At 43.1% G+C, this 22014-nt stretch carries 17 protein-coding genes and 2 pseudogenes; 9 read left to right on the top strand and 10 right to left on the bottom strand.

Annotated elements, in window-relative coordinates; genetic code table 11:
- Positions 1-241: 241 nt before the first annotated feature.
- The 3 genes from OCT63_RS18085 (at position 242) to OCT63_RS18075 (ending at position 4529) form a co-directional block, all read left to right on the top strand.
- Positions 242-2026 (top strand): SgrR family transcriptional regulator, encoded by a 1785-nt coding sequence (locus tag OCT63_RS18085; protein WP_269984222.1) that lies wholly within the window; start codon positions 242-244, stop codon positions 2024-2026.
- Between the two features lie 248 nt (positions 2027-2274).
- A complete protein-coding gene (locus OCT63_RS18080; protein ID WP_046225034.1) occupies positions 2275-3633 on the top strand; it encodes a Na+/H+ antiporter NhaC family protein in 1359 nt (452 codons plus the stop codon).
- A 158-nt stretch (positions 3634-3791) separates the two neighbouring features.
- On the top strand, positions 3792-4529 hold the full coding sequence (locus tag OCT63_RS18075; RefSeq protein WP_060469439.1) for a siderophore ferric iron reductase: 738 nt from the start codon (positions 3792-3794) through the stop codon (positions 4527-4529).
- Here the strand turns inward: OCT63_RS18075 and OCT63_RS18070 are convergent.
- Positions 4526-5734, bottom strand: coding sequence for an MFS transporter (locus tag OCT63_RS18070; RefSeq protein ID WP_060469440.1), 1209 nt, complete (start codon positions 5732-5734; stop codon positions 4526-4528). The two genes, OCT63_RS18075 and OCT63_RS18070, sit on opposite strands and share 4 nt — an antisense overlap.
- A gap of 147 nt (positions 5735-5881) precedes the next feature.
- Here OCT63_RS18070 and OCT63_RS18065 point away from each other — a divergent pair, with 147 nt between their 5' ends.
- The 5 genes from OCT63_RS18065 (at position 5882) to OCT63_RS18045 (ending at position 12487) form a co-directional block, all read left to right on the top strand.
- A complete protein-coding gene (locus OCT63_RS18065) occupies positions 5882-6649 on the top strand; it encodes an ABC transporter ATP-binding protein (RefSeq protein WP_017058737.1) in 768 nt (255 codons plus the stop codon).
- A 22-nt stretch (positions 6650-6671) separates the two neighbouring features.
- The gene (locus OCT63_RS18060) at positions 6672-7565 is read left to right on the top strand and encodes an iron-siderophore ABC transporter substrate-binding protein (protein WP_269984221.1); all 894 of its coding nucleotides are present in this window, start codon (positions 6672-6674) and stop codon (positions 7563-7565) included.
- A gap of 59 nt (positions 7566-7624) precedes the next feature.
- Positions 7625-9565 (top strand): Fe(3+)-hydroxamate ABC transporter permease FhuB, encoded by a 1941-nt coding sequence (gene fhuB / locus OCT63_RS18055; RefSeq protein ID WP_443088554.1) that lies wholly within the window; start codon positions 7625-7627, stop codon positions 9563-9565.
- 249 nt (positions 9566-9814) lie between these two features.
- A complete protein-coding gene (locus tag OCT63_RS18050; protein ID WP_269984219.1) occupies positions 9815-10126 on the top strand; it encodes a hypothetical protein in 312 nt (103 codons plus the stop codon).
- 204 nt (positions 10127-10330) lie between these two features.
- A complete protein-coding gene (locus OCT63_RS18045; RefSeq protein WP_269984218.1) occupies positions 10331-12487 on the top strand; it encodes a TonB-dependent receptor in 2157 nt (718 codons plus the stop codon).
- 128 nt (positions 12488-12615) lie between these two features.
- Here OCT63_RS18045 and OCT63_RS18040 read toward each other — a convergent pair whose 3' ends face one another.
- Positions 12616-12996 carry a hypothetical protein gene (locus tag OCT63_RS18040; RefSeq protein ID WP_017058733.1) on the bottom strand — a complete coding sequence of 127 codons (381 nt, stop codon included), beginning with the start codon at positions 12994-12996 and terminating at the stop codon, positions 12616-12618.
- 197 nt (positions 12997-13193) lie between these two features.
- Complete coding sequence (locus OCT63_RS18035) at positions 13194-14906, bottom strand: RluA family pseudouridine synthase (protein WP_269984217.1); 1713 nt, start codon at positions 14904-14906, stop codon at positions 13194-13196.
- 293 nt (positions 14907-15199) lie between these two features.
- Here OCT63_RS18035 and OCT63_RS18030 point away from each other — a divergent pair, with 293 nt between their 5' ends.
- Complete coding sequence (locus tag OCT63_RS18030) at positions 15200-15652, top strand: NUDIX hydrolase (protein WP_102508410.1); 453 nt, start codon at positions 15200-15202, stop codon at positions 15650-15652.
- An 84-nt stretch (positions 15653-15736) separates the two neighbouring features.
- Here the strand turns inward: OCT63_RS18030 and OCT63_RS18025 are convergent.
- From OCT63_RS18025 to OCT63_RS17995, 7 genes and pseudogenes are all read right to left on the bottom strand, one after another.
- Positions 15737-15901: pseudogene (locus tag OCT63_RS18025) on the bottom strand (DUF4823 domain-containing protein); the annotation flags it as partial.
- Between the two features lie 86 nt (positions 15902-15987).
- A pseudogene (locus OCT63_RS18020) lies at positions 15988-16161 on the bottom strand (nucleotidyltransferase family protein); the annotation flags it as partial.
- 40 nt (positions 16162-16201) lie between these two features.
- Positions 16202-16528: a putative quinol monooxygenase gene (locus OCT63_RS18015; protein WP_161674909.1), complete on the bottom strand. Its 327-nt coding sequence runs from the start codon at positions 16526-16528 to the stop codon at positions 16202-16204.
- A 1104-nt stretch (positions 16529-17632) separates the two neighbouring features.
- Complete coding sequence (locus OCT63_RS18010) at positions 17633-18490, bottom strand: hypothetical protein (RefSeq protein ID WP_060469454.1); 858 nt, start codon at positions 18488-18490, stop codon at positions 17633-17635.
- Entirely contained in the window at positions 18490-19395 is a 906-nt protein-coding gene (locus OCT63_RS18005; protein ID WP_060469455.1) for an ABC transporter ATP-binding protein, read from the bottom strand. The genes OCT63_RS18010 and OCT63_RS18005 overlap by 1 nt, the downstream gene beginning before the upstream one ends.
- Positions 19392-19763 carry a GntR family transcriptional regulator gene (locus OCT63_RS18000; RefSeq protein ID WP_269984216.1) on the bottom strand — a complete coding sequence of 124 codons (372 nt, stop codon included), beginning with the start codon at positions 19761-19763 and terminating at the stop codon, positions 19392-19394. The genes OCT63_RS18005 and OCT63_RS18000 overlap by 4 nt, the downstream gene beginning before the upstream one ends.
- A gap of 206 nt (positions 19764-19969) precedes the next feature.
- The gene (locus tag OCT63_RS17995) at positions 19970-21730 is read right to left on the bottom strand and encodes an EAL domain-containing protein (protein WP_269984215.1); all 1761 of its coding nucleotides are present in this window, start codon (positions 21728-21730) and stop codon (positions 19970-19972) included.
- Between the last annotated feature and the right edge of the window lie 284 nt (positions 21731-22014).

The raw sequence follows: 22014 nt of genomic DNA, 5'->3' as shown, positions 1-22014 counted from the left end.
GACGTATTTTTTAGCTTATTAAGATAGTATTTTCTCATGGTGATTACTTCTCTTGTATTAGGCTTTGGCGGGAATACGGAGTTCCTTGCTGACTTATTAATTATGGTTATTTAATAGGAACTAATAAACAGACATGTTTTTTAATATCTGTTCCTATTTTAGTCTTTTATCACTACTTTTGGGCTAATGTGTTTTATAATGGGCTTAATCAGGAAGGGTTGTTTATAAAAAGGTTCATTATTTGTCTGATCTAAACATGATGCGTTACTACACAAGGCTGAATTCGTTTGAGCCTAACCGCTCACACTCGGTGACTTTAACTGAGGTTGCAGACAAATTATTTACTAGTTTGCGCCATGCTCGAACCTTGTTAGGTAAAATGCATCACGCTGAATGGGTGGTGTGGGAGCCAAAAGTCGGCAGGAATCAACGATCTAACCTGACCTTGTGTTTTAGCAATCAAGAGCTGACTCAACATGTTGCCAGTAAACTGATAGAGCAAGGTAAATACGAAAAAGCACTTTCTATTTTGGAAAATGACCGTGCAATATTTGGGTCTCTACTCCAAAAAACATCTGGTGCAACGATTCGTGAAGGGCTACTGCATGTTCAATTGACTTACAAACGTAAGTTTGAGGATTTGTTCCCACATCATATTCATCGCAGTAGTGAACGATTTTTGATCAGGCAAGTATTTAGCTGCCTCGTCACTTGTAATGGCAAAGGCGAGTTAAAGCCTGAGTTGGCTCATCATTGGGTGTACGATTCTGAAAAATTAACTTGGACCTTTTATTTACGCCCTGGCCTTAGCTTTCACGATGGACACCCAGTCGATGCGAAGCAACTTGTGTCTTTGTTTTCTGCCCTACAAACCTTACCTTTTTATCAGACAGAGTTAGCTCATGTGGCTTCTGTATACAGCGATCAACCATTGAGAATCAGCTTTCAGTTAACTAAAGCAGACACTGGGTTTGCAGGTTTGCTTGCTGGCGTTAAGTATTCGATTCAACCAGCAGCTCAAGTCGCCCGTAAACCGACGCCATTAGGATCTATGTCTCATGCCGTGATTGGAACTGGCCCTTTCAAAGTGGTGGAAAGTAATAACGAGCGCCTCAAACTAGCTGCATTCGAACATTACTATGGCTGCCGATCGTTAACCGATGAGGTCACCATTTGGCAATTTGAAGAATCGATGACGGGGAGCGCTCGCTTTGATGATAGCCAAATGCAGGTTTCGCCTTATCAAGACTCGTCTTGTTTTCATCAATTGGGGAAAAGTGATACGGAACTGGTGTCTGCAGAGAGTGACGGCCTTCGTAGCCGAGTCGAGGACGGGTGTTTATTTATCCTATTTAATCAGAATTCAGCAGTTAAGCCACTCAATAATGAGCAGCGTAAGTACCTCTCAGGGATCGCCAACCCGCAAGCTATTTTGTCTCAATTAGAACAGAATCAAGGGTTGTTTAGTGTATCTTTGGCTCAAAATATACTGCCAAGTTGGCAAAGGTTATATCGAACGCCTTCAAAGGAAGCTCAACTTCCTCAAAAGATGACTATCGCGGTTTACGACTACTATGCCTTATACCGATGTGCTATTTGCGTATCAGATATACTAAAAAGATACGGCGTTGATGTTGAGGTGAATACCTACAGTTTTAGAGAATTGGCTCAGCTGTCCCAGAGTGGCGAGCTAAAGGAGGATTTGGTGTTGTGTAATTTGAACTTAGATGACAACACACCTTCTTCATTGTTCTCGTGGTTGATGAATGATCCCGTGTTGCATTCCGCACTAGGGGGGACGAACAGCAACTGGCTGAAACAGCGTTTGGATCATCACAAAGCCTCCGTTGAACTGCCTGACTACTTAGCAGAGTTGGAACCTATCGCGTCCACGTTGATTTCTGATTATTGGTTGGTGCCAATGTTTCATCACTTGCAAACTGTGCGTTTCCAAGGGATTTTGAAAAATGTCGCTATCACTAACTGGGGATGGCCAGAATTCAAAAACGTATGGTCAGCCGATTAGTGACAGGTACTGATGGCAACATTTGATACTGGCGGATACTAATGATGCTTAAGCGTCAGCGTTAAAGTTCACTGCATGATCTGTATTTTGAGGCTGTTTACGGGTCAGTCACCGCTTTTTTATTATGTGATGTTCAATAATGTGCTTATTACTTTACATTAAATTAGACATTTAGACGTCTAGACGTTGACAAGCTCTAAGTGTGACATTAGTCTGCTCCTCTTCTTGTTTTATTGCGTTGATGTTCCATGTCCAATTCAAAAAATTCTAATGCTGTTATTGCCCCTTCTGCAGTTGCGCTTATCCCTCTGATTGTGTTCCTAGCGCTGTTTATTGGCGTAGGTACGTACTTGTCACTGCAAGGTGTCGATTTTGCTTTCTATCAGCTTCCAGCTCCGATTGCGGCTTTGCCTGCTGTGATGCTGGCGTTGTTGCTAAGCAAAGATAAATTGAACCGTGCTATCGAACAATTCTTAGGTGGAGTAGGTCACAAAGACATTATCGCAATGTGCATGATCTACCTATTGGCGGGGGCTTTTGCGGCCGTGGCTAAAGCTTCTGGTGGCGTCGATGCGACGGTAAACCTTGGTCTATCGGCTATTCCTACGAGCATGATTCTGCCAGGTATCTTCCTGATTTCAGCTTTCATCGCGACAGCAATGGGTACGTCGATGGGGACCATTGCTGCCGTTGCACCGGTGGCGTTAGGCATTGCAGATTCAGCAGGCATGAGCATTCCACTGACTGCCGGCGTTGTTTTGAGTGGTGCGATGTTTGGTGACAACCTGTCTATCATCTCTGATACCACAATTGCCGCGACACGTTCGCAAGGTTGTGAGATGAGAGATAAGTTTAAAGAGAATATCCGTATTGCACTGCCTGCTGCTCTTATCGCGATTGTTATCTTTGCTTTCAATAGCACGGCAACTCAGGTTCCTGAAACAGGTCCAATTGAGTGGCTGAAAGTGTTGCCTTACATCACTATCTTAATTCTTGCGGTATCGGGCATGAATGTTTTTGTCGTGCTAACGATTGGTATCTTACTGGCGGGTGGCGTGAGCCTAGGTTCTGTTGAGAACTACGGTATGACGGATTACGCTCAAGATATCTATGCAGGCTTCGGCAATATGCAGGAGATCTTCTTACTGTCGATGCTGATTGGTGGTTTGAGTGAGCTAATGCGTCGCCAAGGTGGGTTGGCGTTCCTGACTAACTTAGTCAGTGGTGTGATTCGTGCGTTTGGTTCTTCACACTCTAAGCAAGCGAATGGCCGTGCGAGTGAGTTAGGCATTGCTGGTTTAGTATCTATGGTGAACCTATGTACTGCAAACAACACGGTAGCGATCATTGTTTCTGGTAGTGTGGCTCGCCAACTGGCGGAAGAGAACAATGTGTCTCCGCGTCGCTCTGCAAGCTTGTTGGATATCTTCTCCTGTGTGATTCAAGGTGTGTTGCCTTATGGTGCACAAGTGCTATTGCTCGGTTCGGTGTTTAACTTATCGCCTTTAGATATTATCACGCACTCATACTACTGTTTTGCACTTGCAATCGTGGCTGTGGTTACTGTGTTTATTAAACACTCGGCTCGCCAAGTTGCTCAAGCATAATCATTATTGATTTCGTTAAAAGGCTCCCTCGGGAGTCTTTTTGTCGATATATTATGTTTGTTGTCTGTCCGTATTCAAATCTTAATGAGAACTAATTGCAATAATGCTTTACTTTATTTATGGTAGCGGGCTGATGTAGTTACGGATAGCCGGATAAAATGAACGACCCTATTTTCTTTGAACACCTTTTTGAACACGCCAAACAGGTGACTCCCTATTTAGATGGTCAAATCACTCCTCTACCTGAAGCTGAAGCTAACCTCGCTCATAAGCTTATTCATAAAGAGATACCTAGCTCAGATACTCTGCGCGAGCTTTATGAAAACCTTAAGAATGAACACCCAGAAGCAGGGGCTGCATACTGGTTGACTCGAACCTGGACACTGCTTTGCTGGCAGCCTATTTACGTTGCATTTATCTCTATTTACTCTTGCCGCGGTTTACCTGAATTATCCTCAATGGCTCAGCAGGTACACCCTAATTTTATTGGCGGCTATCAATTCCCTTCAACCGCTTATGTCACGGGTTCAGAGGATGAGTTGGTTACACGTGCAGGCCAAGAGCTAGTGTCACTATTTGATTATTTTCGGGAGGAAATGAGTAAGTGGACGCGGATTCGCCCTGGATTCACCAATCATCTGTTTGCCGATGGGATTCTTGGGTGTTTGGTGAAACTGAGTCAATACGCTCCTGAATTACCTGAAGCGTACTTACTTGAACAGGCTCGTTTGTGGCTAAATGCCTGTGCTTTGCCAGAAAAACTTATCCATTCGATTCATTATCATGAACATGAGAAAAAGCTTGTTTTGGTTCGAACCAGCTGCTGCTTAGTTTATAAATGCCAAGGGCGTAAATTGTGTCGCGATTGTCCAAGGCATCCGGACAATAAACGCTAAGGTGATTCTACCGCCTCAGTGTTACGGTACCTCGATACAGAGTAAGCGATAATGAGTATCGTGGCCGAAAACAATATGCACAAATAGATCGGATAAGTGGGTGAAAGGGTTGCCATGAAGGCAAGTAATGATGCCACTCCATAGCCTATCGTGTGTGCCATTGAGAGGTAACCTGCAACCGCACCGGGAGCATCATTTTGTTGTTCTGTTGCGGCAGAGGTATAAGCTGGAACCAATAAAGCGGCCCCGCTCGCGACTACTGCCATTGCAATGCAAAGTACCCAAATATTCGTCACGAGAAATAGAGCAAACCCCATCACCATAGCAAACGCACCAAGTTGATACATGATACGTGGTGTGAGTTTTTTCTTTTTGATTACCAATAGTTGAGTACCGAACGTGCACGCAGCACTGATGGTCAGCAATGCTCCTATGCCGTCACTGATCTGGCTGGTGGACCAATCAGTTATTGAAGAAAGTAAAGGCGAGAAGCTATATTGAAGTAAAGCAATGGCAGCACACAAGAATAATCCACTCATTAGGTATGGATATAGCGTTGGATTGGGTAACCAGGGCTGTGGGCTTTTGTTGTTGGTTTCCTGTTGAGGTTGGTTTGGAATCGGAAGATTTATAGCTCCCATCAGAGCGATACAAGGAAGCGTAACCATGATCATCAATGGCGCAAAAGGGGATAACTTTAATGCCAATATTGAGATAAGTGGTCCGACTAAGCGGCCTGCGCTTAACCCTATGCTGACCGATGTGATGGCTTGAAGTCGGTTTTCCTTACCGCATAAGATAATAGCCCAATGTTGGCTTGCTGGCACCATTCCTGAAACAGTGCAGCCGTAGATAATGCGAGCCAATAGTAGCCCAGTGAAATAGAACGGTATGTAAGAATCCTCACCTTTACTCAAAATCGCAAATAAAGCCAAAAATGAGAAGCTAATCGCCATGCCAATCAGAGCCTGAATAACTACTTTTTTAGGCCCGTGTTTATCACTGTACCTCCCCCAGAAAGGAGCGGATGGCAAAAATAGAAAGCTACCAGTGGCTATCAAAATAGACCATGTTGACAGCCCAAATGCGGATTGTTCTACCAAGAATGGTAGCGAGACCAACAATCCATTTTGCCCAATGCCCATGAGAGCTGCGGCCAAACTTATAGTGGCTAATTGAACGCGTTTGCTATTTGTTCCTGACATATCTTGAGGTACTTGTGGCGATGGTGAGGACGACAATGAATAGCATTGTTAATGATAAAACTGTTCATTGTGATAATAATTATCATTGTTATTTTGTTGTGATAAGATTAACGGCTTGTAGCTAATAACACAACTGCGTATTTAATTATGTACCGACTTGTCGATGCGTCGTTTGAAATCGACGGCAACCCTATTCTTTCCGCCACGAGCTTGACTTTTGAACCTGGTCAAATCACTACGCTGCTAGGGCACAATGGCTGTGGTAAGTCGACGCTGATGAAATTGTTGAGCCGCCAAAATGTTCCTACTCAAGGACAAGTTCTCTTGAGAGGTACACCAGTCTCTCGGTTCAATCATCTTGAATTTGCTCATCAAGTGGCTTACTTGCCTCAACATCCACCAATTACTGACGGCGTCACTGTTCGAGAATTAGTGTGTTTTGGCCGTTATCCGTGGAAAGGCGCCTTTGGTCGCTACAGCAAAAAAGACTATGCGATTGTGGATGATGCTATTGATAGAGTTGGATTAAATGCCTTCCGAGATCGATTTGTGGCGACCTTATCTGGTGGTGAAAGACAACGCGCTTGGATAGCGATGCTATTGGCTCAACAAAGCCAATGTATTTTGCTCGACGAGCCGACGTCTGCACTAGATATTGCCCACCAACATGAGTTGCTATCTCTTATCCGCGATCTCAACCGTACTATTGGCCTGACGGTTATCATGGTTTTACACGACGTCAATATGGCGGCTAAATTCAGTGACCACCTGATTGCGCTTTCTTCCGGTAAGGTTATAGCCTCAGGGGTTCCTCAAGAATTTATGACCCGCGAGACGTTAATGCAGATCTATGGAATTGATCTCGCCTTATTCCAGCACCCAGAAACGGGTCAACAAATCAGTTATATCCCTTAATTAAAATAAATAGGATTCGGTTGTGAAACAGTTTGTGATGATGTTTTCTATGTTTCTAGCGTTTGCTACTAATGCTATGGACCTTAAACATGAAATGGGTGTTGCCTCTTTTGATTCTATCCCTGAAAAAGTGGTCGCTTTAGATTGGGCATTAACAGAGGCCGTCTTGAGTTTGGGGGTTGAGCTTGAAGGCGTGGCGGATATTGATGGTTATAAGCAGTGGGTCGTGGAGCCAGTTCTGAACTCAAATGCCACCAACGTAGGTTCTCGGCGTGAGCCTAATTTAGAGCTGCTTACTACGTTAAAGCCCGATGTCATCTTGATCAGTAAACACATGGCGGCAGCTTACGAGCGGCTCAATCAAATTGCTCCTGTCGTGGTTTTTAGCGTTTATAGCGAAGATAAACAACCTCTTGAGTCGGCAGAATCCGTGACGGTGTCTTTAGGTAAGTTGTTCGGCAAAGAGCGACAAGCAAAGAAAGTGATTCAACAGACTAAACGTGTATTGGCAGAGAACGGAGCGAAAGTACGAGCCGCGAACAAGGGAAGTAAGCCTTTTATTTTTGCTCGATTTATTAACGACAAAACCCTGCGGGTTCATGGACAGGGTTCGCTTGCACAATCAACGCTTGATGCGATGGGGTTGCGTAATGACTGGCAAGCGCAAACGAATCTTTGGGGATTCTCTACGGTAGGAACTGAGAAGTTAGCAGAGCACCAGCATACCAATGTCATGTTGCTTGGACCTCTTAAGGAACAAGAATTAATACAGCTCTCTCGCTCACCTCTTTGGCAAGTCATGGAGTTCACGCGCACCGATTCTGTTCATGAACTCCCTGCGATTTGGACGTTCGGCGGGCTTATTGCTGCGCAACGTTTTAGTTTCCATATTAGCGATAGCATGAATAAACAATGACAAATACCGCCATTAAGCTTCCTAATCGGTCTGTGGAGCGCGTTAATTGGAAAGTGACGATGTTGCTCCTTTCGGTAATCATAGTGATCGGTATGTTACTGCAAGTGACTGCACCATACTCTAAAGGTGTTGAACTGATTTGGGATACGTTATTCCACTTTGATGCGTCGAATTATCAGCACTTGATTACCCGGCTAACTTACCTTCCTAGACTAGTGGTCGCATTAGCATGTGGTTTTGGTCTTGCTGTTGCGGGCTCTGTGATGCAGTTTGCGCTACGAAACCCTATCGCATCACCCACTACATTAGGGGTTGCGGCGGGAGCAGAATTAGGCATGGTTCTCGGAATACTGTTTCTGCCTGTTGGCTTAGCCATACCAGCATTCATTCCTGCCTTTATTGGTGGCTGTTTAGCGACGGCGCTGGTTTTTTCGCTTAGTGCTGCCAGAGGTTTCTCACCTCTACACTTAGTGTTGGCAGGCATGGTGGTGAGCTTGTTCTTGGGATCAGTGAATACCATGTTACTGATGCTAAATGAACAAAGACTTACCAGTATTTTTGTGTGGGGATCCGGTGTACTTAATCAAAATGATTGGTCGAGTGTTCAGACACTGATTCCTTTGATTTCCTTTCCAACCTTCTTGTTATTACTTCTTCATCGACCACTGTCTGCGCTGCAGTTTGGCGATAATGTTGCGACCTCGCTTGGTATTAACATTAAACACGTCAAGCTGTTGTGTTTGTCTTTGGCTATTTTTATCACCGCTGCGGTAGTCAGTGAAGTAGGACTCATTGGGTTTGTTGGCATCGTTGCTCCCGCCATAGCGAGGATGTTTGGTGCGAGATCGTTAAGGCATCAGATTGTGGTGAGTGGGTGGATCGGTAGCCTAATGCTATTGATTGTTGATTTAGTTATTCAGCCTTTTTCAGGCGTTGGGGGAGAGCTGCTTCCTACCGGTGCCATGACAGCATTGATTGGGGCGCCATTTTTGCTTTGGTTACTACAAAGGGCCAAGTTACCTTCGGAATTGAAAGCGCGTAGTGAGCAGGCGGAACGCTATAAGCACGTAAATACGAAAAAGATCATTGTGATCATGTTTGGCGTGTTGTTAGTCGCTGCTTTACTCGCTGTTGTTGTCGGGCGAGATCAGTTTGGTTGGACATTGAGTTTCAATCAATCCTTATTGCGACTGCGTGCGCCACGGGTATTGGTTGCGTTAATTGCAGGGATAGGACTCGCTGTTGCTGGCACTATTATTCAACGAATCTCAAACAATCCAATGGCAAGTCCCGAAGTATTGGGGATCAGCTCTGGTGCGGCTCTTGCGCTAGTACTCGGGACTTTAACGGGGATAGCGATTGAACGAGAGCAACAAATGGCTCTTGGGACTCTAGGTGCTGTATCGGTGACAGTATTAGTGTGGTTGGTGGGACGAAAACACAACTTTGCTCCCGCACAAACTTTACTCACTGGCATTGCATTGAGCGCAGGGCTTGATGCCTTGCTACGTATTGCAATGAGTTCCGGGAATGAAAATGCAACGGCACTCCTTACGTGGCTATCGGGTTCAACTTATCTGGTGGCTACTCAAGATATCGTCTTACTATTGACTGGCGTTGGTTTAGTCGGAGCTTTTGCATTAGCACTCAATCGTTGGATAGAGATCATCAGTTTAGGGGAGGTAACGGCTAATAGCATCGGTGTGAGCGCCACCACGGTACGTTTAGTCTTACTTCTTTTGGTCGCGGCGTTAACGACGTTGTGTACCATCGTAATAGGGCCATTGAGTTTTATTGGCCTGCTTGCACCGCATATGGCCCGCTCTCTGCACCAATATCGGGCCGTGCCACAAATGTTGACCGCTGCATTATTGGGGGGAATTGTTATGGTCATTGCCGATTGGTTAGGTCGAACTTTGTGGTTCCCTTGGCAATTCCCTGCTGGTCTATTGGCTTCATTAATAGGTGGGGGTTACTTCCTGTATTTAATGAGGCGTTAATAAGATAACCCTTCAGTTTTAGCAGGAATTAATGCGATATTTGCAGTCGATCTGTACGTGATTATAGAGGCCAGAGTACCGAAAATTCGAGTGCTCTGGCCTTTTTATTTGTCGGTATGTTATTGATAAAATTAATATTTGTAGATTTGTTATTTATTTTTGTCAATTATTAAAAAATTGGTTGATTATGCAAATGATAATAATTAGCATTCTCTGTATTGGTTTGGTAATAATAGTTCGAGAAATAATATGAATCGTAAAAACGATCGGCTCAATCTCGAGAATTCAAACAAACAGGTCCGAGGTAATGACCCGTCCATTGCTTGTTTTCTCAACTCTCTCGCCCGCGAAAGTCAGTTCATTCAAATTCAACGTTCTGAAGGCCGGTACATTTTCCAGTTGTCCTTATCAGAAAATAGAGTGATTCAAATCCCTCTAAGTTATCACTCTGAACTTGGCAGTCATGAGTATGACCTACCTGCATTGCTCCTTACAGAAGACGCGTATCACGCTTTATCTATTGAAGACCTGATCGACCGTGAACTGAGCACTATTAAATAGTGCATTTGATACGTAATGGCTTTGCTGTTTTGGACAATTGGTATTGTCTTGTCTGCTTAAGCCATTGAGTTAAGAATTTAAGCCATGTATGAACCACCTGATGGGGGATGATGACATTGGTTTATTTAGCAAAGTAATAATGAAGGACATCACATAAGCCTTGATGGTTTTTGGATCCTTCTCTCCATAAAAATAGAGAATAAAATGAACGTTAAAAAAGGAAGTTTTCCACTATCGACTGTTGCTTTAGCGGTTGCCGCTGCAAGCACAATATTCCCAGCCCAAGCTCAACAAACAACAACTGAAGAAAAAATGGTCGTTGTTTCAAGTCGAACTCCTAAAGCGATCAGTGATATCCCCGGCACTGTTTGGTATATCGATTCGGCGCAAATTGAGCAGGAGTTTCGTGGTGGTAAGTCACTTGGCGAGATTCTCTCGGCAACTATCCCGTCGTTAGACGTTAGCAGTGGTGCTCGTACTAACTATGGTCAGAACTTACGTGGACGTAAGATGCTCGTGATGATTGATGGTGTATCTTTACAATCTTCACGTCCAATCAGTCGTCACTTAGATTCGATCGACCCGTTTAACATTGATCGTATTGAAGTGTTGTCGGGTGCCACTTCGATCTATGGTGCGGGTGCGTCTGGTGGTGTAATCAACATCATCACCAAAAAAGCGGATGGTAAAGCGCTAGAGTTTGAATCGTATGTGGGAGGTTCATCAGGCTTTAATTCAGGTGAAGACTTTGATTACAAAGTGGGTCAATCAATTTCTGGTGGTAACGATAAGGTTACTGCTCGTGCATCTGTGGTTTATACCGAAACCCAGGGTTTCTTTGATGCTGACGGCGACATCGTAACGCCTGATATTTCTCAGGGTTCGTTACAGTTTAACCAAACGGTTGATTTTTTGACGACAGTTGGTGTGAATATCTCTGAGACGAAGAAGCTGAACTTGTTAGCTCAATACTACGACAGCCAACAAGATTCACCTTACGGACTTTACATCGTTAACAATAAATTTGTGGATGTGAGAAAAGGTTTTTATTCTGACCGTGAACATGGCACTGAGCGTATGATGTTAAGTGCGTCTTACGTTGATGACCAGTTCTTAGGGCATCAACTTATTGCTGAAGCGTCTTACCGTAAAGAAGATCAGACCTACACGCCTTATTATCAATCTTCAGGTCAACAAATAACGGATGTTTTCTCTTTAAAAACAGCCTTAGCGAAGAGTTTTAACAAGTTTAACATCGTTTATGGTATTGATGCTTATCAAGATACCTTAGAGAGCAACCAAGCACTTTATGATCCAACGATTGCCAATAATTCTGGTAATCTAGTTAACCAAACTTACGCTGAAATAGGTCGTTACCCTGGCGTTGAGGTTGGTTCTGTAGCGGGCTTTGTGCAAGCCGGGTATTCGATCACTGATGCTTGGAGTGTCGAAGGTGGTTTCCGTTATCAATATATGGTCAATAAGATTGACGATTTTGTTGGATATAAGCAACAGGGTCAGATAGCTAAAGGCAATGGAACATCAGCCGACTCAGTACCGGGTGGTGAAACGAACTACAGTGTTGGGTTGTTTAACTTGGGTACGATCTATCATCTCAATGATGAGTCTCAAATCTGGACTAACTTCTCTCAAGGTTTTGACCTTGCGGATCCTGCGAAATACTACGGCCAAGGTGACTACACGTTGGTTGGTGATAACTGGCAATTAAACGACAGTATTAATGTTAACAACTCAAAAATGTCGGGCATTAAAACCAATAGTGTTGAACTTGGTTATCGCTTAGATAACGGTGATTTGAATCTTCAAACTGCAGCGTATTACTCTCACTCGGATAAAGCGGTTAAGTACAACAAGCAGACACTGCTTATTGAAGAGTTGGATGATAAAAAGCGTGTTTACGGTTTAGAAGCGATGGCGTCTTACTGGGTACATGACAACGTTCAACTTGGGGCTTCAGGTCACTACGTTGTTTCAGAAGTGAAAGGCGACGATGGTTGGAAAGATATGACCGCTGGAGAAGCGAGCACGTCAAAAGCAACAGCATGGGCTGGTTGGTATGATTCAGAGCTCGCGCTTAAACTTCAAAGCCAAACTATGTTTGATTACGAAGATGACTCTCAAAACAAACTGGATGGTTACACTGTGTTTGATCTTGTGGGCTCTTACCAATTACCTGTCGGTAGCTTAGGTTTTGGTATCCAAAACTTACTTAACGAAGACTACACAACGATCTGGGGTCAGCGCGCACAAATTGTATACTCGTCTCACTACGATGCTGCAGCTTACGATTACAAAGGCCGTGGTCGTACTTATACTTTGAATTACCAAGTTAAGTACTGATCTCTTTTAGGTAACTGATGTAGAGCTAAATATAGCTTAGCAAAGGCAAAGCCATTCATAGCGATATGAGTGGCTTTTTGTATGACTCTCAATATAGCCGTGCTGGATTACCTCCAACGAGAACGGTGTTACTTACCTCTCGGACGCTTTTCTACCAAGCCATTGCGTTCTAAGCCGCGCCTTACGCTGCTGCATAGTTTACCAAAACGACGCAGTTCTTCGAAGTTTGGCCCTTGTCCGATTGAAATACTGTGTTCCCAGTACATCAACTCACTGTCGACCATCTCCAATAATTTCTTAGAGCAACCGGAGCAATTTCCTTTTGGCCCACAAATGAACGTCTCTGACTCGTAAAGAGGGAGTTCGTTTTTCACTTCTTCGATGAGATTCAACATCGCCGAGTTTAAGTCTGGCTTCTTGTTGGTGAGTGGTTTCAAGCTTAGTGCTTGAGGAGCGATCACTGAAGGGGCTTGTGTGTTGGATTGTACATTCAAAGCAGCTGATGACATATCAAAGGCCTCAAGGAAAGAAGAAGAGGGGCATCCTACTCCTCACAACAAAGTGAATCTTGATGTAGTGCAATAAGCGTGGAGATATATCCGAAAGAGGTAAGAGAAATAAGGGCGTGAGAATGGTGGAGAGCGTGAGAAGGGGAGCCACAAACGGCGTGGCTCCCTCAATTAAAGCTTAGTATTAACAAGAACCCTTAGAATTCAGCGTCGAACTGGAACTCCATCCACTCTTTGGTGACCGGGTGATACAGCGCTAACCTTTCAGCATGTAGGTGTAATCGGTCAGCTTTATTGCCATACAAGCCGTCACCAACGATAGGCATGTTAAGCCCTTCTTCGTGTGAACAGTGAACGCGTAATTGGTGTGTACGGCCAGTTTTCGGGTGCAGATAAACCTTGGTTGTGTCTTGGTTTCGCTCAATCACTTCCCATTTGGTTTCAGCTGGCTTGCCGTGCTCGAAGCAGACAATCTGACGAGGACGATCGTACAAATCGCCGCGCAATGGCAAGCGAACATAACCTTCATCTTCTGCCAGAACGCCTTCAATCATTGCTACATATCGCTTCTCGACTTCACGAGTAATGAACTGCTTCTGCAAGCTTTTGTTCGCACGTCGTGTGAGGGCAAATATCAGAATACCAGAGGTCGCCATGTCTAAACGGTGAATAACAAATGGCCCTTCAACATCGGGGTGCATTTCTTGAACACGAGTGTAGGCCGAATCTTTGATCGTTTTGCCAGGTACAGACAGAAAACCGGCTGGCTTGTGTACCACAACGATGTGCTCGTCTTGGAACAAGATATCGAGGTCTTTGCCTTCAGCAGGGTTTTCTAGCAATGGGTTGGGATCGACTTCTAGACCTTTCATCATGTGGCCTAAAATTGGAACACATTTGCTTTGGCAAGAGGCGTAGTATTTTTTGTGTTTGCGGATTTCTGATTTTGGTGAGCGACCCCACCAGAATTCAGCCAGTGCCAGTGGCGTATAGCCATTCAGATATGCATATTGCAGAAGTTTTGGCGCAGCGCATTCACCAGAGCCTGCAGGTGGAATCTTGTTCGGCGTGTTTTCAAAGATTTGGTTTAGATCTTCGACATTGCCTTCCGCATTTTGGAAAGCGTATTGTGAAAACAACTTGTGTTGAAGCTGATGAGAAAGGTGTGCTCTTTGCTCTTTGAGCTCAGCTAATTGAGTCGTAAACACGTCAACTTTGCCTTGAAGCTCATTCAGAGTTTGTTCCCAGTTGAGCTTAAGATACTTCTGCTGATTCTTGTCGGCAACACTGGCTTTGTTTAGCTCGTTATTTAGCTCTTCGAAAGCTTGCTCATCAAGGCTTTCTTTGCCTTGTTCACGTTGCTCTTTACGTGTTTTTCGGCCTTCAATAATCAGCAAGCGTTGCGCTTCGATCTCTTGTTCTGCCTGTGCTTTCTGTTGTGCTAACTGCTCACACAATTCGAGATATTCAGTATTGACTTGCAGCGCTTTAAATTTCGCATTCACAGCCATCATGTCGGCCGTGTCTTGATGGAAAAAGCTGTCGCTGCTCAACATGTCGAATACGGGCGGTACAAAATGGGGCAGTAGGTTTTGGTCGGCGACTTTACCAGAAAATGCAGAGAAATAACCAAGCTCACCTTCTGGGCTTTTCACCAACAAAACACCAAACATTTTACCGCGACCCACGTCAGAATCTAGCCCGAAATCATGTTGCCAATCGGTTTGTGTTTCTAAATATTGTTGAAGTTGGTGAGAGGCGATTTCACACAGTGGGTGTGGTTCGTAATAGAATGGGAACGTGAAACGCTCAGGCAACGAATATGACTCGATCGGCTGTTGAAAGCGAGTGAAGCAATGCTCAGGGTTGTGGCTTTTTTCTGAGGCGTGCGTGGGTTTTGGTGAGTGCATATTGTCGTCTTAATACTTATATCGTCGTGTAATGGGTAGTGAGTCTACCGTGTATTACTAGAAAGCCTTCAACACGGTACAAGGCGGCGATTCTACTCTTTATCGAAAAGCGCCACAAATAAGAAATGGTTCAATTATTGGATACCACTGTTGTGATGCGTCACTCCAAGTTTTCGAGTGACGGTTTGAGCTTCATAAATGGATGAGTGACTTCTCGTTTTTTATTATAGAAGACAACTTAATAAACGAAGGGTGGTAGCCTTACCGATGTCTTGTGTAACTAAGGTAACGTTATGATCCCACTAAATACTTCCATCGTGGCAGGTGTCGCTCTTTCTGAAATCAACGGCCAAACGAAAATGCTATTAATGAAGCGTGTGAAGGGCGGTTTTTGGTGCCATGTTGCTGGTTCAATCGAAGTGGGTGAGACTGGCTGTCAGGCCATTGTTCGTGAGTTTGAAGAAGAAACCAAAATCGCAGTGGAAGCTCTGTATAATGCGCAGTTCCTAGAACAGTTCTACGAGGCGGACGTCAATGTGATTCAACTAATCCCAGTGTTTGCCGTGTTATGCCCGCCCAATCAGGCGGTTGAACTGAACCATGAGCATACCGAGTACCGCTGGTGTAGTTTAGAGGAAGCTAAAGTGCTAGCGCCGTTTCCTAATCAGCATGCAGTTTATGATCATATCTGGTCGTATTTTGTTGATAAGTCCGTAAATCCGCTTTACCGAGTGAAAGTGAAGTAGCGCGGTGTCCCTTGATTAGAAGCTTAAAGTTTAGATATACGACTAACCAAGGTTGATAGATGTGTGGGTGTGGATTCATAAAAATCAGTTCACTAGACTAGCCATAAATAAGCTGACTGGCTCTGACAGTAAGTCTCGTGGGTGGTCACCGCCAAAAGTAGCTAGCCCGCTTCTTCCTTCGATTATGCCAGACTTAATAATTGCTTTTGTTTTAACATCAACGACTGTAATTTTGACCCTTACTTTGTCTGGCTTTGCAGATCACTCCGTCGCGCGATCTTCCCAATGTAATTGGTGGCTTGATTGCGAACTTGCCAATTCAGTTCTGGTAGCTATTGCTTAAGTTGATTCTCGTATCGAAGGTTCAACTCGTAAGAAGTATCGATGTGACCAAAAAAGATCACATCAATATCGTTGAGTGAGGTAGGGGAGGCATAACCATCTAGGTGCTCCCAAGCTAGGTTTCTCACAAAGCCCGCTGCAACATAGAACTGAGGCAAACCCAGCAGAGAGACACATTTTAAAACCTGCGTTCGTTAGGGAGCTTATTTAATCAGTGTGATGATGCAGTTGACTAGCGGATACGTCATTAGGTGTCGGAACATCGGTGACTTGATAATGACGTGTCACGCTCTTAGAGATTTCACCCCATTCCGAGCTTTTAACTCGACGTTGGTGTGTGTCGAATGCCTCTCGGTTAGTGAACTCTTCATACACTTCAAAGCGATTCGGTTGAAGCGTACTTTGACTGATTCGAAACACTATACAGCCAGGTTCCGCAAGTGTGAGTTCTTTATGCGCAGCCAAGGCTTGGGTGACTGCTTCTAGGGCGTTGTCTGGCACTAGAATATGACCTTGTAGAATTACTTTACTCATTATTACATCCATTTAACTTTATCTATTACGAGCATTATCTATTAGATAGAGGCTTTATCCATTGCCAATATAATCACATTTTGATGTTGTGACGTACAGACCATTGTGGGGTATAAAACGGTCATCTTCAATATACCGATTGTTACGTGGTAACTTTGGTAGATAAAATAAAGTAAATATTTGGAACTAAATCCGTGCTGGTCCGGTCTATTAATACGTATCATTGAACTGTATTGATACTGAAATGAATATGTCATTTGAGAGAGTTAACCTTAAATTCGAATAACAACTCATGGTATTAAACTGAACCATAGTTGATATCTAGGTCATACTTTGATGCAAATGGTACTAAGAATTCCATATATTTCGTGACCTGTATCATTGATCTAGCCATCAAACACCGTTAGATTCGAATAGTTGGCAATAAAAATAGCTCAAGAAGAGCAGTTAAATGAAAAGGAAATATCCCATATGAAAAAAATGAGAAGAGCACAACTTCATCGCGTTCGTATCCAATATTGGAAAGACACGTCAAAAGAAGCTGCAAAGAAATAAGCTTTAAATTGTAAAGCTATCAAGTCAAAAAGCTGAAAAGCTTAAGTATAATGAAAAATGCAACAAACCGGTTTCATTAGTTCTCCCAAAGACCTTTATCTGGTAGGTGACTAAAGAAATCATTCTCCAAAGAGCTGACAGGCATTAAGTACAATGCATCCAGTGTCAGCTCATTAATACCCCTCTTAGCTCATCTTTACTTCACTTTAGTTCTCCTTAGTAAAACGACCCTCTACCTCTTTTTTATGATCTAACCTGTAAGGCTAATAAACTGGAAGTATTGCTAATATCCATCGTCGTAGGTACTTGGTCACCCTCGCTTGTTGAAAGGCTTGATAACTTCGTTAGAAATTGTGGTTGTAGGATAGTGACTTACCGAAAATGTCTGCCTGGCCTTAAAGCCTTTGCCTGCGCTAATTATGATCACTTATTTGCTGTGATTGGGAAAACAAAAAAGCTCCTGATTTCTCAGAAGCTTTGATTGTGATTTGGATATCGGACGTGGTGATTTACTCAGGAGTGATATCATTAACGTCAGGATAGCTCTCTCTAACGTTGGAACAGACCCTTCAAACTTACATCATCCGTTCTGTTTAGCTTTAGGCTCAGTAGATAACCGCTAACACCAATCAATACGTAAATACCTAAAGATAAAACTGGAGCTTCTGCAATCGCGCTGAACGGATTACTCGCCATCAGCACGTTGATTGGTAGCGAAGCGATGAGAGATAGGAAGTCATTGATGCCATAAAACCCAAACACGGCAACAGAGAGAAACTTAATCGCATAGCTTGAGATAAAAATCACAAGCAATGGTGAATTAACCAACTGTGAAATAGCCAGAGTAACCGTTGCCAATGGTAGTAGAACCAGTGCAACTAACATCATTCTTCCAAAGAACACGAGCCAGTTGCTTAGCACATAAAACAGAGACTGCTGCTCGACGAGCAGCGCTAATTGTTGTTGGCTTGAAATGTTCAGTATCCAAAGTAGGAAATCGGCGAATAGCACTAATAGCGCACAGAGAGCTGGAATAACCACTAAACCGAAGCCTAGCTTCACTCCGTGAGTCATTGCATTGGATACTGGCATACTTCTCCAAAACATTGAGCTGCCTTCTTGACGCTCTTTACGCAGTGTTTTAGGGATGTATAGCGTCGAAAGCAGCAGTGAAACTAGGCCTGCGCCAAAGTAGATCACTGAGTTTAGATCTTGTGCGAACTCTCTGTGGATGTCACTAACGTCGCCATTGACTTCCATTTGAAAGAAAAAATCGTGTTGCGCCTGACCGCTAAAGAACAGGCTAACGAACAGCAACAAACCACATAATGCGACAAACAGAGGTAATCGAGTGTTAATCTTGTGCTCGATAAGCTCTTTTTCTAGCATGTAAAAACTTGGATGCATTATGCCTTCTCCGTTTGTGTTGCAAGGAATAGGTCAGCGAGACCCACGTTGTAGATGTTTCCCAATGACTCAACCAGTTCTTTGTATTGACCTTCCAATAACCACTTAGTGGTCCCTAGGCCCGGTTGTGAGGTCAATGGATTGAGCTTCTGGATCTCGTTTGAATGGCTGTTTTCCACGTCGATAATGAAATAGTCGTTTTCGATGTCTTCCAGGCTCTTTTGCAACACGCAGTGACCTTGTTTCAGAATCAACACATCCGTTAATAGGTGTTCAATCTCTGAAACCTCATGGCTAGCGATGATCATCGCGCGTTCACCGTCATGGAACCACTCTAAAAGGTGACGGTAAAAAGTATCACGGTAGAGCAGGTCTAGACCCAGTGTCGGCTCATCTAAGATCAAAACTTGAGTATCAGTTGCGATGATGATGGCAAGGTGAAGTTGTACCTTCATTCCTTTAGAAAGCTGCTTTATTTTAGATGAAAGTTTAATGCTAGTGCTGCTTAAGGTTTGTTCTGCTTTATGTTTTTTGAAACTTGGGTGCACACCTTCTGTGTATCGAAGCAACTGCTTAACCGTCATCCACTCAGGCAACACGTTCACATCTGAAATGTACGATAAGTGCTGCATTAGCTCTGCGTGCTGGTGGATGGGGTGGTAACCATTCACTTCAATCTCACCTTGATAATTGTGACCACCAAGCAGTGATTTGATCAGTGTCGATTTACCCGCACCATTGTGACCGAGTAGTCCAAGCACTTGTCCCGGCTTTAATTCGAAGCTGATGTCCTCGACACCTACTTGGTTTGAATAGGTTTTGGTTACGTTTTTTACCGAAAGCAGTCTCTTTGTAGAAGACGTGTTCGTAGGGTATTCGTTTTCTGAGGGAAGTGATCTACTCATGACTTATCCTTTATGTGTTGTGCTAGCTGTTTCACGAGTTCTTCGATACTCATATCAATGATGCCTAGCGTCTCAGCGATGGCTGGGATCTGTGTGTTGATAAATGACTGATGTGCAGACTCTTTCAATTTTTGAACTGCCCCCTCGGCTACATACATGCCTTGGCCTCGTTTTTTCTCTACTAACCCTTCATCCACCAGTAACTGGTAGCTTTTCATGACGGTGAGGTGGTTGATCTTTAGATCGGCGGCAACCGTACGCACAGAGGGCAATGCTTGTTGCTCTAACCAAACACCTTGAAGTATTTGGTCACTGATCTTTGTCGCAAGCTGCCTAAAGATCGGTTGGTCGTCTTTCCATTTGGTCATAATTAACACTGCATGGTGGTATACATATGTATAACACTAAACTATTTGTTCAAATTGGCAATGATTTTATGAAAATGGACAGAGTATTTTCATGGATGGATAAAACGTTTTGCGGAAGGGGGGGACTTGAAGCCTACATCCTTGTGGGCTCTAAATCGGTCTTATGAGCGATGACTATTTTAATAGAAAAGGGGCGGCATCAATACTCAAATAGGGTCAGAGGTTATCTCCTTTGAATTATTGGGTCTGCTATACAGGTAGCCTTGATGTAAGTTGTAGCCGAGTTGACATAAGATGTATTGTTGTCTGCGGGTTTCTACACCTTCATAAATCATCGTGATGTTTGATAAGCGACCTATTTCCGAGATGTTTAGCAATACACCTTGATGATGTTCACCTGATTCGATGTCTTTAACAAAACAACGATCCAGTTTTAGGTAACGAGGAGAGATAATACTAATGATTTCGATATTGTTATTGCCAGTGCCAAAGTCGTCCAACGCAATGGTTATACCAAGTTCTTTAACTTCTTTGATGTTGTCGATGACCTCACAGCCATAACCAATGTTCGAGTACTCAGTAATTTCTACGACAAACTCATTTGCTTCTAATGCTAATAAATGTTTTCTGAGTTTTTCAAAATTAGATCCTACCAAAGCACTCGGACATACATTGACACCATAGATCTCATGGTTGTTGTTTAACTTAGCGTTTTTGACCGTTTCAATGATTAAAATAGTGTGAAAAGTCAATAAATTGGTACGTCTCATCGTGTTGATGAAGCTTAGGACGCCAACGTTATGAACTCTCGACAACAACTCGTAGTATAAAACGGTGTTGTCTTTTGTGTTGATTATTGGCTCTTCCTCAAAGGATATATGTCTCCAACGATACATGTAAGTAATAAAGCCCAAAATGTAAGAGCGATAAAGTAGTGTAGCGAGCAGCAGAGCAAGTACAGCCCACAATTCAACAACATTGTCACTGTAGAACGTGATGGATGCGCCAGTTGAAAGTGAGGTTTGATAAATAGGCTGATTGCTTTCGCCAAGGTTCAAGATATCGTTATCATTTTTTTGGATAGAGACTGAATCGACTAGCAGCGGTAACAATGAATTTTTGTACCGAGCTTCAATAGGACGTTTAGAAATCCGCACTGTAAGGTCAATATTATGTTCGTGATCGGCGAAATGTGAGTACGAGAAATCTGCACTGTTGTAAAAAACATCAATTTGATCGAGCTTTACCATTTCCGAGCGTGTTTTAGAGATATAACAGGAACGATAAGGTGTTGTCAGGAGCACCGAATCAATGTTGAGTGAGTGCCTTAACGCGTGCACCGACACTTGGCTACCACAGCCGTAGTTCATGACTTCTTCCGCTATCAGCTTTGTGTTCTCGCTATATTCGCTTGCAATCTTCGTCGTATAAAGGATCTGGAAAAAGTAGATAGCAAATAGAAAAAATGAAGAAATAGTGACGACGGTTATCAACGCTTTGATCAAATCCTTCTGATAGGTGTTGATCATCAGCTTTAATAGTTCGATATGGTTGGGTTTGAATGGGGTGATGCTGTGCTTTGGTGCTATGCAGTTTTCTGAGCTTTTATCTAAATCTATAAAGTAGCCTACCTTGTATAAATTTGAGATAAGTTCGCTATTACTATTAATTTTTGATTTCTTACACAGGTTTCGATATTTCTTTCTAATCGAAGCAATAATATTTTTTAAGGCGTATAAGCTGAACTCTTCATCAAAGTGTAATTTAAAGGATTCTTCAACATCTCGTGCAGACTGAGGGTTTGATATTGATGAATTTTCGATAAGGTACTTAAAGACAAAACTCTCTTTACTATTAAGCCTTTCCTCTGATATCTTATTACTGTTTATTTTTATATAGATTTTCTCTTCGTTATAAATTAGTTGCAAGCTCTCATCGTTTTTATTTATGTTGAAAGAACAGTGCATAACTCAACTCCTAAGTGATATTTACTATTTATATGATTGATATTTAATAACTAGGACTTTTATTCACCCCAAGACTTTTTAAATAACACAACTAAAATGTCACTATTTTTCTTAAGATGTTGATACTAATCGCAGAATTTTTACCTTAACGAAAGTCTGTGAAGGTGCCCACTCAAAGCTTAAATTTATAAATGAAAGTCTATGATTTACAAGAGGTAAAGAGGATTTATCCGTCTATTTTGGTATTTATCCATTTCTAAGGCTGTATTTTATGGCTTCCATAT

It is taken from the genome of Vibrio sp. RW (assembly GCF_027587105.1).
Classification (GTDB): domain Bacteria; phylum Pseudomonadota; class Gammaproteobacteria; order Enterobacterales; family Vibrionaceae; genus Vibrio; species Vibrio toranzoniae.
This window is presented reverse-complemented; position numbering and strand designations above follow the sequence as displayed.